Annotated in this window: 12 protein-coding genes; 1 reads left to right on the top strand and 11 read right to left on the bottom strand. The window is 39.2% G+C overall.

What is annotated here, in order from left to right; translation table 11 throughout:
• The first annotated feature begins 342 nt into the window (after positions 1-342).
• On the top strand, positions 343-1,146 hold the full coding sequence (locus tag HDC92_RS06540) for a DUF4350 domain-containing protein (protein WP_015808090.1): 804 nt from the start codon (positions 343-345) through the stop codon (positions 1,144-1,146).
• Positions 1,147-1,157: 11 nt separating this feature from the next.
• On the opposite strand, the gene HDC92_RS06535 is transcribed toward HDC92_RS06540, so the two are convergent.
• The 11 genes from HDC92_RS06535 to HDC92_RS06485 form a co-directional block, all read right to left on the bottom strand.
• Complete coding sequence (locus tag HDC92_RS06535; protein ID WP_183873143.1) at positions 1,158-1,958, bottom strand: TIGR04325 family methyltransferase; 801 nt, start codon at positions 1,956-1,958, stop codon at positions 1,158-1,160.
• A 52-nt stretch (positions 1,959-2,010) separates the two neighbouring features.
• A complete protein-coding gene (gene fabV, locus HDC92_RS06530; RefSeq protein WP_015808092.1) occupies positions 2,011-3,204 on the bottom strand; it encodes an enoyl-ACP reductase FabV in 1,194 nt (397 codons plus the stop codon).
• Positions 3,205-3,273: 69 nt separating this feature from the next.
• Entirely contained in the window at positions 3,274-3,804 is a 531-nt protein-coding gene (gene idi / locus HDC92_RS06525) for an isopentenyl-diphosphate Delta-isomerase (RefSeq protein ID WP_015808093.1), read from the bottom strand.
• A 25-nt stretch (positions 3,805-3,829) separates the two neighbouring features.
• The gene (locus HDC92_RS06520) at positions 3,830-4,213 is read right to left on the bottom strand and encodes a DUF3037 domain-containing protein (protein ID WP_183873141.1); all 384 of its coding nucleotides are present in this window, start codon (positions 4,211-4,213) and stop codon (positions 3,830-3,832) included.
• Positions 4,191-4,988 (bottom strand): HipA family kinase, encoded by a 798-nt coding sequence (locus tag HDC92_RS06515; RefSeq protein ID WP_015808095.1) that lies wholly within the window; start codon positions 4,986-4,988, stop codon positions 4,191-4,193. The genes HDC92_RS06520 and HDC92_RS06515 overlap by 23 nt, the downstream gene beginning before the upstream one ends.
• 66 nt (positions 4,989-5,054) lie before the next feature.
• Entirely contained in the window at positions 5,055-6,644 is a 1,590-nt protein-coding gene (locus HDC92_RS06510) for a beta-N-acetylhexosaminidase (RefSeq protein ID WP_183873139.1), read from the bottom strand.
• 13 nt (positions 6,645-6,657) lie between these two features.
• On the bottom strand, positions 6,658-9,057 hold the full coding sequence (locus HDC92_RS06505; RefSeq protein ID WP_183873137.1) for a glycoside hydrolase family 3 N-terminal domain-containing protein: 2,400 nt from the start codon (positions 9,055-9,057) through the stop codon (positions 6,658-6,660).
• Between the two features lie 52 nt (positions 9,058-9,109).
• Entirely contained in the window at positions 9,110-9,505 is a 396-nt protein-coding gene (locus tag HDC92_RS06500) for a DUF5017 domain-containing protein (RefSeq protein ID WP_183873135.1), read from the bottom strand.
• Positions 9,506-9,533: 28 nt separating this feature from the next.
• The gene (locus HDC92_RS06495) at positions 9,534-11,156 is read right to left on the bottom strand and encodes a RagB/SusD family nutrient uptake outer membrane protein (RefSeq protein WP_183873133.1); all 1,623 of its coding nucleotides are present in this window, start codon (positions 11,154-11,156) and stop codon (positions 9,534-9,536) included.
• Between the two features lie 34 nt (positions 11,157-11,190).
• Positions 11,191-14,607 carry a TonB-dependent receptor gene (locus tag HDC92_RS06490; protein WP_255484463.1) on the bottom strand — a complete coding sequence of 1,139 codons (3,417 nt, stop codon included), beginning with the start codon at positions 14,605-14,607 and terminating at the stop codon, positions 11,191-11,193.
• 247 nt (positions 14,608-14,854) lie between these two features.
• On the bottom strand, positions 14,855-15,985 hold the full coding sequence (locus HDC92_RS06485; protein WP_183873131.1) for a FecR family protein: 1,131 nt from the start codon (positions 15,983-15,985) through the stop codon (positions 14,855-14,857).
• Positions 15,986-16,008 lie beyond the last annotated feature (23 nt).

The raw sequence follows: 16,008 nt of genomic DNA, 5'->3' as shown, positions 1-16,008 counted from the left end.
TTGTTTAATTTGTATGTGATTGAAATTTAAATTTTTGCTCGTTGTACTTTACAATGTTTTCAGGGCCTCAATATATGTAATTCCCGTTAATTACCCGTGTCAAAAATTCTTTACGTAACTTATTTCTATTAAAATCTACGCCATTACTTTTAATTGTTTTACCTGTAACCTGAGCAATTCTACAGAATAATTATAAGTAAAAACAGTCTTCTTTGGAAAATATTTACGCAATCGTTATCGTGATTATGTGCTTTTGGATACTCTTTTGGCTATTTAATAAACATTATTAACATTTGCTTATGTAAGTGGAACGATATAGACTTTATTTTCATAAATTTATACATGCATTTAAAAGACACATTATTAAAATATGCTTTCCTGCTTGTTATTTATTGTGCAGGAGGGATTTCTCTGGGCTATGCCCAGGAAAAAACGGTTTTACTTGATTATTTCTTTAACCATGAAGTAAAAAAGGACAAATCGGGAAAAGAAGTAAGGTTCCATTATACCTGGGAGGATCAAACCCTGAACGGTTTTTCTATGCTAGGGGATCTGTTCATAAAGGAAGGATTAAAGATAAAAAGCCTGGATGCCGCCCCTACTGCATCTAATCTTAAAGGAAATGATATCTATATTATAGTCGATCCGGACAATCAAAAAGAAAGTCCCAATCCAAACCTTATTGGCCCCGGTCATATCAAGGCAATAACAGATTGGGTAAAGGCCGGTGGCGTGCTTGTAATCTTTGCCAACGATAGCGCAAATACCAATCTAATACAGTTAAATGACCTTTCTAAAAAGTTCGGAATAACTTTTACCAATCAAAGCAGGAATATGGTGAAAAATGGAAAACTTGAAATGGGCGAAGTAAATGTTCCAAATGACAATACGGTTTTTCCTTCTTCGAAGAAGTTTTATTTAAAGGAGATCTCTGTTCTTGGCGTTAGGCCACCTGCAAAAGCCTTAATTACGGAGCAAAATGATGTTATAATGGCAACCGCCAGATATGGAAAAGGAACAGTATTTGCCGTTGGAGATCCATGGTTATACAATGAATATGTAGATGGAACCAGGATCCCTGCAGAGTATGAAAATTATAAAGGCGCTGCTGAACTGGTAAAATGGCTGAAAAAGCAGATTCCTTAACAGCCATTTTATTATTTTTTTGCAGATAAATAAAATCCGCGACTATAACCGGATGGGTATTCATCGATATAAAGAATCTGCTCACCATCAATATATGGTGGGAAATCAGCAATTACATCGTAACCTTCAGCAAAATGGCTCAATAGTTTTTCCTGATTGAAAAACCAGGAAGGATAAGAGGCCGGATAAACTTCAGGAGGAACGATCTGTAAGGTCAGTCGGTCTTCTTTTTCCTCATGAAAAGCGGTTCTGTCAAAAAGAATAAAGTCAAAATGATATGCGGCAAGTTCTTTAAGAAAAATATGAGGTCTTTCAAGATACTGTACAGAGCTGGAAATCAATACAAAATCAATGTTTTTATCCTGGATACATTGCGCTATACTGTTATAGAATTTAAGTTGACCATCTTCAAAGTTAGCCTTACCGGATGCTACATAATGCTCTTGCTCAACTACATTCCAGGTTAAACATACGCCGGGATTCAAAAATTCTTTGATCTGGTAATAAGTACTACCCAATGAACCTCCAAAATCAATCACATGAAGCGGAGCACCCTTTAAAGAAGCACTATGCTGTAAAAAAGTAAGAAGAGGAAAAGGATACTCTTTTTTATCAAAAATTACAGAATCACGCTCATAAACAGCTTCACCGGATTTTACTTTTAACAGCGCATTTTTGGTTCTTTCTAAAATAATCCCAGAATCGTACCCGTCTGCTTCTTTTAATACATCTGCCCAGGACAAATAATTACCAAACCAGCCATATTTAGGCTGGTTATCTGACTTAAATTTCCCGAAAATACCTTTGAACATATAAAATTGATTATCTATTTATGGTTCAAGACAAGTACTTATTAAAAAAGTCCTATACCAGCCCTGGTATTTCTACCATTTCATCAACTTCTTTTTGATAGTCGACACCAGCCATATCGAAGCCGAATAAATTCAGGAAATCTTTTTTATAACCCGGCAGATCACCTATCAATGGCAGGGTTTCATCGGTTGCTTCTGCCCATAAGGTAAATACCTTATCCTGAACATCGCTACGCATTTCCCAATCATCTATTCTGATCCTACCCTGCTCATCAGTTTTGGGCTCATGTCCGGTATAGAGCCTTTCGGTAAATAGCCTTTCCATCTGTTCTATGCAACCTTCATGAATGCCTTTTTCTTTCATTACTTTATAAAGAAGGGAGATATAAAGTGGAATTACAGGTATCGCAGAACTTGCCTGCGTAACCAAAGCCTTATTTACAGAGACAAAAGCCCTTCCGTCGATGTCTTTTAATTTATCGTTGATGGTAAACGCAGTCGCTTCCAGGTGATCTTTCGCACGGCCAATGGTACCTTTACGATATACGGCCTCAGTTACAGATGGACCAATATATGAATAGGCAACTGTTTTAGCTCCTGTTGCGAGCAAACCTCTGGATTTCAATGCATCCATCCACATTTCCCAGTCTTCACCACCCATTACGGCAATTGTATTTTCTATTTCTTCTTCATTAGCCGGAACAATGGAAATTTCAGAAACTACCCCCGTATGAAAATCTACAGTTTTATTGGTAAATATATCCTCACCAATCGGCTTTAGCACAGAACTATGTAACACGCCGGTTTTAGGGTGCATCCTTTTTGGAGAAGCAAGGCTATAAATAACCAGGTCTATTTGCCCTAAATCTTTTTCAATCAAATCCAGCGTTTTTTGTTTTACTTCATCAGAAAAAGCATCTCCGTTAATGCTTTTGGCATATAAACCTGCTTTTAGTGCCTGATTTTCAAAGGCGGCGCTATTGTACCAGCCTGGTGACGCTGTTTTACCAGGGGCCGGCGGTTTTTCAAAAAAAACACCTACTGTAGCCGCGTCTGAACCAAATGCACTGGTGATCCGGGAAGCCAGTCCGAATCCTGTAGAAGCTCCTATGACCAATACTTTCTTAGGGCCATCAATTGGCCCTTTAGATTTTACATAATTAATTTGGTTGATTACATTTTGTTCACATCCTTTCGGGTGTGCTGTAAGGCATATAAACCCACGCATTCTAGGCTCAATAATCATAAAGCATTTTTATTTTGGTTAGTAATAATATAAGGAAGGATTAACATCATGGCAAAATAACCATTGTTTTTACATATTATCAAGAATTTCCCGATAAGTTTCCATCACACGACCAAAACAGATCTTCAACCATTCTGTATATTCTTCGGGATGGGCCTGCAGATCATTTAACAATACCTTCATTTCCAAATATTTATACGCTGCTACTTCAGCAGGATTGGGAACTGGTATACTGTCGCTTAGGCCAAAAAAAACATGATCATATTCATGTTCATAAATTTCATCTGATAAGGCCGCTTTATAGATAAAGTGAAAACCGTAAATAAGGTTACAATGCATCCCCATTTCTTCCTGCAGTCGCCTGTTGGCTGCATCAATAGTAGTTTCTCCATGTCGGGGGTGACTGCAACAGGTATTTGTCCATTTACCACCTGAATGGTATTTATCATTGGCCCGCTGTTGCAACAACAATTCTCCTTTGGTATTAAAAATAAAAACAGAAAAAGCACGATGCAGGCAGCCTTGCAGGTGTGCCTCCATTTTTTCCATCAATCCTATTTCGAGGTCATTTTCATTAACCAATATTACTTTTTCAGTCATTACAAGGTTCTATTTATATTAAAAGCTAGCGTACCAGTTTATTATATAATTTATGGAGTGTTTCGTGAGCATCAGCACTAAGACCCGCGTGGGCCCTGGAAGTTTGCAAAACTGTACTACGGGTTGCTGTCAACCAGCGGAACCTGGAGGCTATATCTAATTTACCAATGGTTCCAGCATCACTACCTCCTATACAAATGCGTTTAAATGCATTTAGGTTTTCTTCAAGTACGGAAACATCCAGATCTGTGCAAAAAATATTTAATTTTTTCAGGTTCAGTTCAAACATAACCTGTAAGAATTTTTGCTTTGGACAGTAGACCACGACGCCCACATTCATGAATTCTTCGCGTTCTACCCTTGGCACGACACGGATGACAGCATATTCAAATAAGTGTTTCTCTTGCATTTTGTGCCTCTTTAACAAAAATTTCTGAATTGGCCACTCTTGTTTCCAAAAAGTGGATATACGCTTGCCTGTGTTCAGTTAGCGTTTCAAAGGAATACTCCTCAACCAGCCATTCATCGGGGATCAGGTGTACAATATCAGCAATAAGGCCAGGTGTAAGCAACTGACGGAATTCCCTGTCAACGCTTTCCAGTTCTGTCGCCATTGGCAACATTACATGATCTTTTATCAATACAAATGGACGTAAGGCCTGTTCTTTCCAGTTTTGCCAGGAATGATGAAAATACAAGGATGCGCCATGATCTATTAACCAGAGTTCTTTATGCCAGATCAGCATATTGGTGTTTCTGGCTGTGCGGTCCATATTTGTAAGTAAACAATCCAGCCAAACAATTTGCGAAGCTGTTTTTGCATCAATTACAGTTACAAGCGGATCAAAAGTAATTGCACCAGAAAGATAATGTAAAGCCAGGTTAAGTCCTTCGCTTGCCCGCAACAGGTCTTGTATTTCTTCATCAGGTTCTATCCGTCCAAATGCTTCGTCTAACGAAGCAAATACAATTTCTGGAACCCGGAAACCCAATGCCCTGGCAATTTCACCACCAATAATTTCAGCAATCAGTGCTTTTACCCCTTGCCCCGCACCTTTAAATTTAAGTACATATAAAAAACCATCATCTGCTTCTGCAATTGCTGGCATAGATCCACCTTCCCTTAAAGGAGTTACATACCTGGTCACATTAACACTGCGCAATGTTAGCTGGCTATCGCTCATATCTTTATTTAATATTGCTATTTAATGGCTAAAGATAACAATCTTTTTATTGAGCAACCGAATAGCTTAATCGATATAGGAGACCGATATTTTTTTTGGAAGTGGTTCGGGATTACTTTTTTTACCGTTGTAATAATAAATGCCAGCGGCTTTAAAATATTCCAGGTGTGTATTTAACCTCAGCTGAAAATCATTAAAATTCTTTTTATTGTCTGTAGTCCAGGCGGCTTCTGCCAGTGCAGTTATCCTGGGAAACAATAAATAATCCAGACGCTGGCTACTGTTTACCGTCTCCGTCCACAAACAAGCCTGAATGCCCATAATATTTTTTTCATGATGAGCAGTTTCAGTAACCTGTTCATGAGAAAAGTAATATACTTTTTCAATCGGACTGTATTCGCCTGCTTTCCACCTTCTGCCGGAAACAGCTGTGCTGTCTTGCACAAAATCGAAATATAAAGGTATTCTTGGTGTCAATACAACCGAAAAGCCTTTATCCAGTGCGGTTTTTAGCACCTCAGGCTGATCATGCCTCCACCAAAAAACCAGGGTATTTTTTGGTGCCAGATTGGCTTCTGTTACCTCATCCCAGGCCAATACTTTATTGTTCAGTTTAGTCAGAGAATCAGCCATTCTTTTAATAAAGTAATGTTCAACCGCTTTGAGGTCTTTCAGGCCCATGGTTTTCATTAAATGTTGTACATCAGCATTGGTATTCCATTTTTTATTTCCAAAGGCAACTTCATCACCACCAATATGGATCATCTGCGATGGGAAAAGTACATCCGTTTCCTTTAAAATATTGGTCAAGTACTGATAAGTCCCTTCTTTACCAGGATTAAAAGTAAACTCGGCATATTTATCGGTTCCACCCCCACTGTATTCAGGATAAGCCATATTTGCAGCGGTTGCATGACCAGGCATATCTATTTCTGGGATAATCTGGATGTGTCTTTCCGCTGCATAAAGTACCAGCTCAGCGATGTCTTCCTGACTGTAGTATTTTGCCGGGGCATAAGGATTAAAATAGTTTCCTATGCCGCCTATTAAAGCTAATTTAGGATATTTTTTAATATCTAAACGCCAACCCGGCTGGTCTGTTAAATGCCAGTGAAAACGGTTCAGCTTATAAAAAGCCATCCAGTCTAACAACTGCTTAACTTTTTCTTTTCCGAAAAAGTACCTTGATTCATCGAGCATAAGCCCACGCCAGCCATATTTAGGTGCATCGGTTATTTTCCAGCATTCAATGGACTGTCCTGCTGACTGTCTGATCAATTGCAATAAAGTACTGATCCCATTAAACAGGCCATCAGTAGTTGAAGCGCTGATGCTGATATTTCGGGCATTCATTTCTAACTGGTATTCCTCTGCCTTAATCGTTTTTTTAGGACTAAGGTTTAATACTATAACAGATGAACGCTGTCCTTCTTCTATACGAAGACTCAATCCCTTATACTTGAGCAATTCCTTTTGCAGGTAATGGGCCAGTGGTTCAAGTACTGATTGGTTAACCTGTATTGAGGTTTGATCTGTAAGCTGAAAACTTCCGGTAGTTTTGGTAAAACTGGCTGGTAAAGGTATAACCGGACACGATTGTTGGGCAGAGGTACCAAGCCATGTATATAGAAATAAACACAATAATATTTTTTTCATATCAGTATTGATCTTATTTGATATTAAAACTTCCTGTTAATCTTATGTCTTCACTTGAGGCACCAATCATCACCTTAAAAGTTCCGGGTTCAATTATGTGCTGCATCTCGCGGTTCCATAATTTCAGATCATCAGGAAACAAAGTAAACTTAAGGGTTTTGGTCTCATTTGGTTTTAAGCTGATCCTTTCAAATCCTCTTAATATCTTTTCATAGGTGGTTACCGTACTCAATACGTCCCTGATGTATAACTGCACGATTTCATCACCTTCAAGCTTTGCAGTATTGGTAATGTCTACACTGATACTGATGTTGCCGTCTTTTTCCTGTTCAATTGGACTGATCTTTAGATTGCTATAAGCAAACGTTGTATAACTTAGGCCAAAACCGAATGGATACAGTAAACCTTTAATTTTAGCCAGTTCACCCTCATCAGTTTGTGCATTAGGTTTAGAGGGAAAATTTAAAGGCAGCTGTCCTACAGATTTGGGAAAAGTAAGTGTTAACTTGCCCCCAGGGTTATAATCACCAAATAAAACATCAGCAACTGCAATTCCTCCTTTTACGCCAGGATATCCTGCATATACTATACCGTCGATATATTTATCTATCCAATTTATGCCCATAGGTTGTGTACCTATCATTACGGCAACAACCGGTTTTCCAGTTTTTTGAATGGCTTTGATCAGGTTTAACTGGAAACCAGGAAGTTCAAGTGTTGTGCGGCTTTTGTTTTCGCCTGCTGTTTTGGTATTGCCCCCTAAAACTACTATTGCTACGTCTGCTTTCATAGCTGTGTTAACAGCATCTTCAATCAGGACTATAGCTGTTGCATCAGGATCTTCCGGAAAAATCTCGCTTTCCGGCCAGTTCTTGTCTACCAGCTCGCAGCCCTTGGCATACCATACCTTATCTGCTCCAATTTTATTACGGATACCTTCCAGTATGTTTGTACTTTTAGATTGAAGCGGGCCGTAATGCGTATGTGCGTAATCATTGTCGACAGCATTTGGCCCTATTACAGCAATCTTTTTTAAAGATCTTGAAAGTGGCAGGATTTGATTATTGTTCTTTAACAGCACAATACTTTCTTTGGATGCCTGTAAGGCAACTGCCTGATGGGCGATACTGTTTACCAGTTTTTCTGATGCTGCTGCATCTTTTACGTAAGGCTGGTCAAACAGGCCTAGCTTAAACTTTACCCGCAAAACATCTTTAACCCTGCTGTTAATTGTTTCTATGGGGATGCGTCCCTCATTAACCAGTTGCCGCGCATAAATAATGATGCTATCTGGTGGCCGAAAGGTAGTTCGCACATTTAATCCGGCCATAAAAGCCTGAAAAACGGCTTCTTTTAAATTGGCTGCAACATGATGCTTATTGTATAAATATTCAAGTGCATCGCTGTCACTTACCACATATCCACCAAAACCAAAATCCTTTCTTAAACGTTGTGTTAGCCAGTATTCACTTCCGGTAATGGGAATGCCATTGTAATCATTATAGGAACTCATCACCCCCATTATTCCGGCTTCCTGTATCACTTTTTTAAAAGGATAAAGCATGATGTCTTCTATTTCACGGGGTGAAACCTGAGGATCTGTTCTGGCAAGTCCCTCTCTTGCTCCTTTGTTGGCACTATATACTGCAAAATGCTTAGCTGTTGAGGCAATCTGGTTATTCTCCTGCATACCCAGGGTCATTTCTACACCCAGACGGGCCACCAGGTAAGGATCTTCACCATATACTTCTTCCAGTCTTCCCCATCTCTGGTCCCTTGCCACATCAAGTATGGGGGCATACACATTGGTGTAACCCAATGCCCTTGCTTCCTGGCCGGTGATTCTACCCATTTTCCTGATCAGGTTCCTGTTCCAGGTCATACCCATGTTTAACTGGGTAGGGAAACCTGTGGCCTCGTAAGCTTCCACCCCTCTTATCCCCTCATTGGTAAAATCTACTGGTATTCCTAAACGGGTTTGCTCTATAAAAAAACGCTGCGTTTCATTCATAGCCCATACATGTTTTTTAATATCAGTTACCAGTTCTGAGGTACTGGTTACACCCCAGGTTAGAAAGCCGTTCAAATGTTCGTCAATATTTGCAATCCCATCTTTCCATATTGCCGTTTTCCATTCTTTTGTAGGTAAAGAGTCCTTCAATACACGTTTCCAGCCATATAGAGTGGCCATCTGACAGGTTTTCTCTTCCAGTGTCATTTGCGACAGCAGGTTGTCTATTCTTGCATTTAAAGGTTGGAGCGGATCTTCATAAATATCCTTTTTTCCATTTTTATTCAGATCGATCCAGCCTTTGCGATAAATTGGTGGATCGGCCTTAAAAGATGAGATGAGCGTTGTGAGGCTGACAACAACAATAAGTATGGGTAAGTTGCTGATTGAACGGTTCTGCATGCTAAAAAATTAATAAGGCTAAGATAGCGCTTTTCAGCGCTATCTATAGCTTCTAGGGGGTTATTGAGAGCACTATTTCTTTAACATCGCTGACTGATCCATATACACTGGTATTACTTACTACAAAGGTTACTTTATAAGTTCCCTCTTCTGTATAGCTGTAAGGATAGGTTAACAATTGAGTGGTCATGTTTTGGATGGGCACGCCTATATCTGTTCTAGCCCCTGCGGTTATGCGGTCCCTGAATTCATACATGCGCCCCGTCTCGCCAGAATAAAAAGTTATGTAGTTTGGATTTCCTGAAAATGTGAAATCAATTTGTTCGCCAACTTTAAAAGTTGTTTTACCCTGTGCAATGGCAACATTAAAATTGGGGGCAACTACCTCCTTTTTGTTGCATGCTGATAACAGCAGAAAAAGTACAGGCAATAATAGTATTCTTTTCATTTTTATTAATTTAATTGTCTGCTGCATATTAATATCCTTCATTTTGTACCATAGCTTTGTTTAACGACATTTCCAGAATTGGAATTGGGTACAACAAATGTGTTGCAGTAACCCTTTGTGCAGCATCCCTTGCATTTTTATAAATGGTAGTGGTCATGGCAGCATAAGTAGTAAACTCGGTAGCGGTGGCTTGCATGGTATTTACAAATATTCCCCACCTGATCAGATCAGACTTGCGTAAACCTTCAAAACACAGTTCACGTGCTCTTTCATCCTGTATCACTTTTAAAAAGGCTGCCTTACCTAATGAAATTGCCCCGGGATAATCGGCATTAGCCGGATTGGTTGCCCCTGCTAATAATTTTCCGTAACCACGTCTTCTTACTTCGTTAAGGGCATTAACCGCAGTTGCATTTGGCCCGTTATTTACTTCATTTTCTGCTTCGGCCAGCATCAGTAATACGTCAGCATATCTGAGTATCTGGAAATTGGTTGACGTATAGTTTTTATTTTTAGGTGTTACCACTTCGTATTCACGGCGCCATTTAGCACAATTTCTTGCATAAATATTGGTAGCGGCAATATTCGCCTTTACACCAGATGCATTTAATGTATAGGTAGCTATTGCCCAATCTCTTCTAAGGTCACGTTTAGATGCATCAGTGGCATTATATTCATAAGACGTGTATAGCTTTCTGGTTGTGCTTACAAAGCCGTAAGCAAAACCAACTGTAGGGATCAAATCTGTAGATGCAGAGCATTTCACACCGTTCTCGTTGCCGATCCGGCCACCTTCTCTAAAAGCGTCACTATTTGATCCGTATAATTCAGCTTCAAAAATGCTTTCCTTTATATCGTACTGATCTTTACAAAGGTTTATAAAAACCTGGCTGTAATCTGGATTTAAAGCATGTTCTCCATATTCATTCACTTTTGCAGCCCATGTAGCAGCATCTTTAAATTTAGCAACGTCATTTAAGGGATAACCAGCCATGTTAAGGCATACTCTGGCCAAAATACCACGTACAGCGGATTTAGAGACCCTTCCTCCGAAACCGATATCAGAAATCTTTTTGACCAATCCTTCCGCTTCAACCATATCTTTTAGAATCTGATCATAAACCTCCTTAACAGAATTACGTGGAATATTAACATTGTTTATAGAGGTGGTTGGTGTCAGCTTTAAAGGTACACCACCCCAATTCTGTACCAGGATAAAATAATAAAAGGCCCGCAGAAAGAGAGTTTCACCTTTAACAACGGATTTTTTGCCTTCGTCCATATTTGCTTTATCCAGATTGGCCAGTAAAACGTTTGCCCGTTCTATGCCATCATACAGGTATCTCCATAGATCCCGTATCGTAGCATCATCGGCACCAAAATTATAATAGAAAGGTCCGGTTGGAAAGGAAGCATAAGAGAAGAATGACTCATCTGTACTGACTGCATGGCGAATGGGCAATTGTCCGCCAAATGTCTGCTCCCGGCCTAAAATATCATACACTCCGTTCAATGCAGTATTTACTTCTTTTTCATTATTAAAATAATTTTCGGGGGCAACAAATGATGAGGGTACTTTATCTAAAAATTTCTTGCAACCAGTTGTTGAGCATATAATTGCCAAAAAACTTAAAAGAATTATTTTTTTCATGTCCTATTTAGTTTAGGTAATTGTAATTGTATAATTAAAAGGATAAACCGGCGCCAAAAGTAATGGTACGCGCACGTGGATAGGCTGAATAATCAAATCCAGGCGTTAATGCGGTTCGTTTAACATTTACTTCAGGATCTGAACCAGAATAATTAGTCCAGGTAAATAGGTTTTGTGCAGACGCGTAAACCCTTAAGCCTTTTATTTTAACAGTGTTTATTAGGGTTTTAGGAAGAGTATAACCTAAGGATACCGTCTTTAGCCTTAAGAATGATCCATCTTCTACAATTCTGGTTGAGTAATTGTATCCATATTGTCCACCGGAACGGTGCATGGTGGTATTTGTATTTTCGGGTGTCCAGCGGTCCTGATAAGTTGCATATTGATTCAGGAAGGCTTTGTTTCCAGCTTCAAATATAAGTTTGTTGGCATTTACAATATCATTGCCATAAGACCACTGTAAAAATACACCGAGGTCAAAATTCTTGTATTTGAAATTATTGGACATACCACCCTGATGTATTGGATAAGCACGACCTATTACAGTCCGGTCAAAATCATTCACTACACCATCACCGTTAATATCCCTGTATTTGATATCTCCTGGCCTGATCGAGGTTCTGGCATTACCATTTGTAGCAATTTCAGGTTTCAAAAGATAGGTGGTTGGTGTTGGCTGAGTAAAATCATCAAGCTGATAAACACCATCCCAGATGTATCCGTAAATCTGCCCAATGGGTTGGCCAAGTTTCGCAATATATAGTGGAACAGCACTATAAAAACTATCCCAGCTAATGTTACTTGTCAAGCTTTCCTGGTTTTCAGTTAGTTCAATAACCTTGTTTCTGTTAAAGGCAATATTGAAGCTGGTGGTCCAGGAAAAGTTTTTATTTTTAATATTGGTGGTATTAATTGAAAACTCGAAACCTTCATTTCTGGTGGCACCAATATTTTTAAATGCACTTACATACCCGCTTGTATAGGGCAATAAGGCATTTAACAGTAAATCTGTGGTGTTTTTACGATAGTATTCTGCAGTAAAACCTATTCTGTCTTTTAAGAACCCTACATCCAGCCCAATGTCTGTTTGTTTTGTACTTTCCCATTTTAAGTTCGGACTTCCCACATTTGTAATGTTTATGCCCTGGGCCAATCCGTTATTGAAAGAATAATAAGAATTAATAGGATAAGTCATTTGGGCAAAGCGGTCGCCATCTCCAACCCTGTTATTGCCTGTAATACCCCAGCTTAATCTCAATTTGGCATCTGAAAGAAAGGAAATATTTTTCATGAAGTCTTCATTGATCAATTTCCAGGCAATAGCTCCCGAAGGAAAATAACCCCATTGATTGCCCGGGCCAAACTTAGATGAACCGTCTGCACGCATCGAGGCAGTAAAGAGATACTTATTTTTATAACTGTAATTTACCCTTGCCAAACCTGAAACCAACGCCCATTCAGAGTTATAGGAGGTTACAGGTTGTGGAGTTCCCGAGGCCAGGCCACTTAAGCCAAGTGCTTCGTTAGGTAAGGCATTTGCAGACAGACCGTAGTATCCATATTTATTACCATTTAAGGTAAATCCACCAATTACATTGAGTTTATGGTTTTTGCCAAACTTCTTGTCGTAAGTTAAAATGTTCTCATTTGACCAGGTAGTGGTCTCAAAATTTGTGATGCTACCATTTGGTCCGTTCGTGAAAGGATTTGAGGGACTTCCACTATAAGTATTTGAGTTGTTAAAAGACTCTGCACGTCTTTGTACCCTATTTATTCCACCGCTTATCCTCAGTTTAAGTCCGGGTATAAAAGTATACTCTGCATATCCGTTTCCTACAAAATTTCTTGCAAAAGTTTGTCTCAATTGATTTTCTGCAGTCATGATCGGATTAAACCGATAATCTGTAGAAGTATTTACAAAATCATCCGAAGGTTCTTCTATTACATCTTCAGGCAATACACCAATAGGCGTTACAGGTCTGTATCCCCAAACACTATATAAAAAATTGTTCATTGAAGAATTGGCGGCAGTTGAAGTTGCCGAACCAAAAGTTTTAGAACTTGTATAAGTAAAGTCTGCCCCTACTTTAAATTTATTATTTACAGTCTGGTCCAGGGTCATCTTGGCTTGTTGGCGTCGGTAACCGGAATTTATAATTGTCCCATCCTGCATAAATATTTGTCCTGACAGGGAATAACGCGTTTTCTCTGTTCCGCCCGACATCGATAGAGAATGGCTCTGCATTGGCGCCGTTCTGAAAAGCTGACTTTGCCAGTCTATTCCCTTTACATTACGGTAATCTTCCAGTGTATATTTATACCCTATAGGTGGGTTTGTAGGGTTAACAGGATCTGCGATTGGTCCCAGATACGCATTTTTAAAATCAGTAGCCGTAATTTCACTCTGCAATTTTAAATATTCATAAGGGCTCATCAATGGTACTTCATAAATGTTATTCTGAATGCCATAAGAACCATTGTACTTAATAACAGGCAAACCCACTTTACCCCTTTTGGTTGTTATGATAATTACACCATTTGCTCCTCTTGCACCATAAATAGCACTTGCCGAAGCGTCCTTTAGTACATCAATGGATTCGATTTCTTCAGGGTTAATGGCATTGTTGTCAAAATTTTCTGTAGGAAAACCATCTATCACATATAAAGGCGAATTGTCCTGCGTCAAAGAATTTGCTCCCCTGATGATGATGTCGATACCAGATCCTGGCTGCCCTTCAGATGAGGTTACCTGTACACCTGCCACGCGACCAGCCAGCGCCTCATCAAAAGACCTTACTGGTGCCTGTTGAAAATCACTGATGTTAACCTGTCCAACAGAACCGGTTAGGTCACTTCTTTTGGCTGTACCGTAACCAATTACCACGACTTCATTTAATTTAGACTGATCTATATCCAGGCCGATGGTTAATTGTTTCTGGTTGTTAACAGCAACCTCTTTAGTCAGAAAGCCTATATAGGAGATCACAAGTATTGATTTTGAATCTATACCTTTTAGCTCAAACTCTCCGTTGCCATTAGCCGTTGTACCTTTTGTTTCACCTTTAACCCTTACATTGGCACCAGGCAAAGGTTTCCCATCACCGTCCAATACCTTTCCCCTGATGTCTATTGTTGCAACGTACTGGTTTATGGGTGTTTTGCTTGATTTAATCACAACAGTCTTATCCTTAATTGAATAAGATAGCTGTTGGTTTATAAATAGCTTTTCTAAAGCATCATTGATAGAGATGTTCGAGAAGTTGACATTTACAGCTTTGGAATTTGCCAGATCCGTATCTTCGTAAAGAAAGCTAAACCCACTCTGGGCCCTGATCTTTTTTAATACTTTTTCCAGTTGCGCATTCTTTTCAGAAAGCGTTATTTTCTGACCATAGGTTGCAGCACTTACCTGCAGTATTGCAATCGTCAGCATTGTTATTGTTAATCTCATAACCAGCAGGAATTTCGTTATATAGCAATGAGGTTTAAATAAAATCTTTGTAGAAATTTTATACATTTGATTTAGTTTTGGTTATTATAAATACTTGTTTTTGCGACATTTTTTATACCACCTGAACATTTTGTCAGGAGTGTTGGTAGCACTCCTGATTTTATATACTGGTGTTCCTGATTGTGTGCTAAGGGGCTCGTTTGGATTTTTTCATTTCTGTTTTATTTTATATTTGGTTTATTCTTATTTACTCGTTTATATAGCGCGTTACTTTTATTTTACGTTCCTCAACACTGAACTTTACTTTATTGGTCATTTCCAGCATTTGTAAAACATCGGAAACATTTGAATACCTCGATACAGTACCCGTAAACCTCATTGAATTTACATTCCCTTCATATTCCACATCAACATTATACCACCTGGAAATTTTGCGCATAATTGCCGTAATGGGTTCACTCGAGAACATGAACTCGCCGTTTTTCCATGCGATGGCCTGCTCTGTTTCCACTTCTTTTACCTGTATACCCGATGCGCTTAGAACAGATTCCTGCCCCGGTTTTAGTATCTTTTCAAATAATACCGAACTGACATGTACTGCTCCTTCTATCAATGTCGTTTTTACCACAGGTTCGTCACCATAGGCATTAATGTTGAAATGTGTACCCAGCACTTTTACATCCTGGTTTACACTATGCACAATAAATGGTTTGGCCTTATCCCTGTACACCTCAAAATAAGCTTCCCCCTTCAGTTCAACGGCCCTTTCTTTTAATGTAGCAAATGAAGTAGGATATTTTAGCGATGAAGCTGCATTTAGCCAGACTTTAGAACCATCAGGGAGTAATATCTGGTATTGCCCGCCTCTTGGGGTTTCAATGGTATTATAGACATTATTAGCTGCAGGGTCATTAACCGATGATAGTTTATAAACCAGCTGCCCGTTTGCAGCTTTGGTGATTTCTACGCCTGCATCTTTAACTATTGTACCATTGTTCAGCTCGGTAAGCGCAATCCGTTTTCCATTGCCCAGCGTTAAGTATGCTATATTGCCACCTGGCGCAATACTTTTATTTGTGCTGCTCAGGCTTTCTTTTCTAGATGAATTTGAAAGGAAATAACTGGTAACGGCCGATAAAGTGACCAGTATTAGCGATGCTGCAACATATTTATACCAGGCGGCAAATCTTTTTGGTCTGTCCGAATTTATATCAGTGCCAATAGCCGCAATATCCCGGTCCATCTCTTCTTCCAGCAAAGCATCCATTTCATGGTTACTTATCATTCCAAATAAGGACTGCAATTCTTTTTCAGACGCTGCATTTTTTGCATAACGCTGAATCAATTTTCTTTTATGGCTTGAGTTTTTGTCTTGCATATCCTGAATCGGTTTTAGCCCTT

The sequence above is a fragment of the Pedobacter sp. AK017 genome (genome assembly GCF_014200825.1).
GTDB classification, from domain to species: domain Bacteria; phylum Bacteroidota; class Bacteroidia; order Sphingobacteriales; family Sphingobacteriaceae; genus Pedobacter; species Pedobacter heparinus.
The sequence above is the reverse complement of the archived record's forward strand: the minus strand, read 5'-3'. Positions and strand labels throughout refer to the sequence as shown.

Excerpts from the sequence above, each read along its gene's own strand:
- HDC92_RS06540 (WP_015808090.1), top strand. The coding sequence starts at position 343 with ATGCATTTAAAAGACACATTATTAAAATATGCTTTCCTGCTTGTTATT.
- HDC92_RS06535 (WP_183873143.1), bottom strand. The coding sequence starts at position 1,958 with ATGTTCAAAGGTATTTTCGGGAAATTTAAGTCAGATAACCAGCCTAAA.
- fabV (WP_015808092.1), bottom strand. The coding sequence starts at position 3,204 with ATGATTATTGAGCCTAGAATGCGTGGGTTTATATGCCTTACAGCACAC.
- idi (WP_015808093.1), bottom strand. The coding sequence starts at position 3,804 with ATGACTGAAAAAGTAATATTGGTTAATGAAAATGACCTCGAAATAGGA.
- HDC92_RS06520 (WP_183873141.1), bottom strand. The coding sequence starts at position 4,213 with ATGCAAGAGAAACACTTATTTGAATATGCTGTCATCCGTGTCGTGCCA.
- HDC92_RS06515 (WP_015808095.1), bottom strand. The coding sequence starts at position 4,988 with ATGAGCGATAGCCAGCTAACATTGCGCAGTGTTAATGTGACCAGGTAT.
- HDC92_RS06510 (WP_183873139.1), bottom strand. The coding sequence starts at position 6,644 with ATGAAAAAAATATTATTGTGTTTATTTCTATATACATGGCTTGGTACC.
- HDC92_RS06505 (WP_183873137.1), bottom strand. The coding sequence starts at position 9,057 with ATGCAGAACCGTTCAATCAGCAACTTACCCATACTTATTGTTGTTGTC.
- HDC92_RS06500 (WP_183873135.1), bottom strand. The coding sequence starts at position 9,505 with ATGAAAAGAATACTATTATTGCCTGTACTTTTTCTGCTGTTATCAGCA.
- HDC92_RS06495 (WP_183873133.1), bottom strand. The coding sequence starts at position 11,156 with ATGAAAAAAATAATTCTTTTAAGTTTTTTGGCAATTATATGCTCAACA.
- HDC92_RS06490 (WP_255484463.1), bottom strand. The coding sequence starts at position 14,607 with ATGAGATTAACAATAACAATGCTGACGATTGCAATACTGCAGGTAAGT.
- HDC92_RS06485 (WP_183873131.1), bottom strand. The coding sequence starts at position 15,985 with ATGCAAGACAAAAACTCAAGCCATAAAAGAAAATTGATTCAGCGTTAT.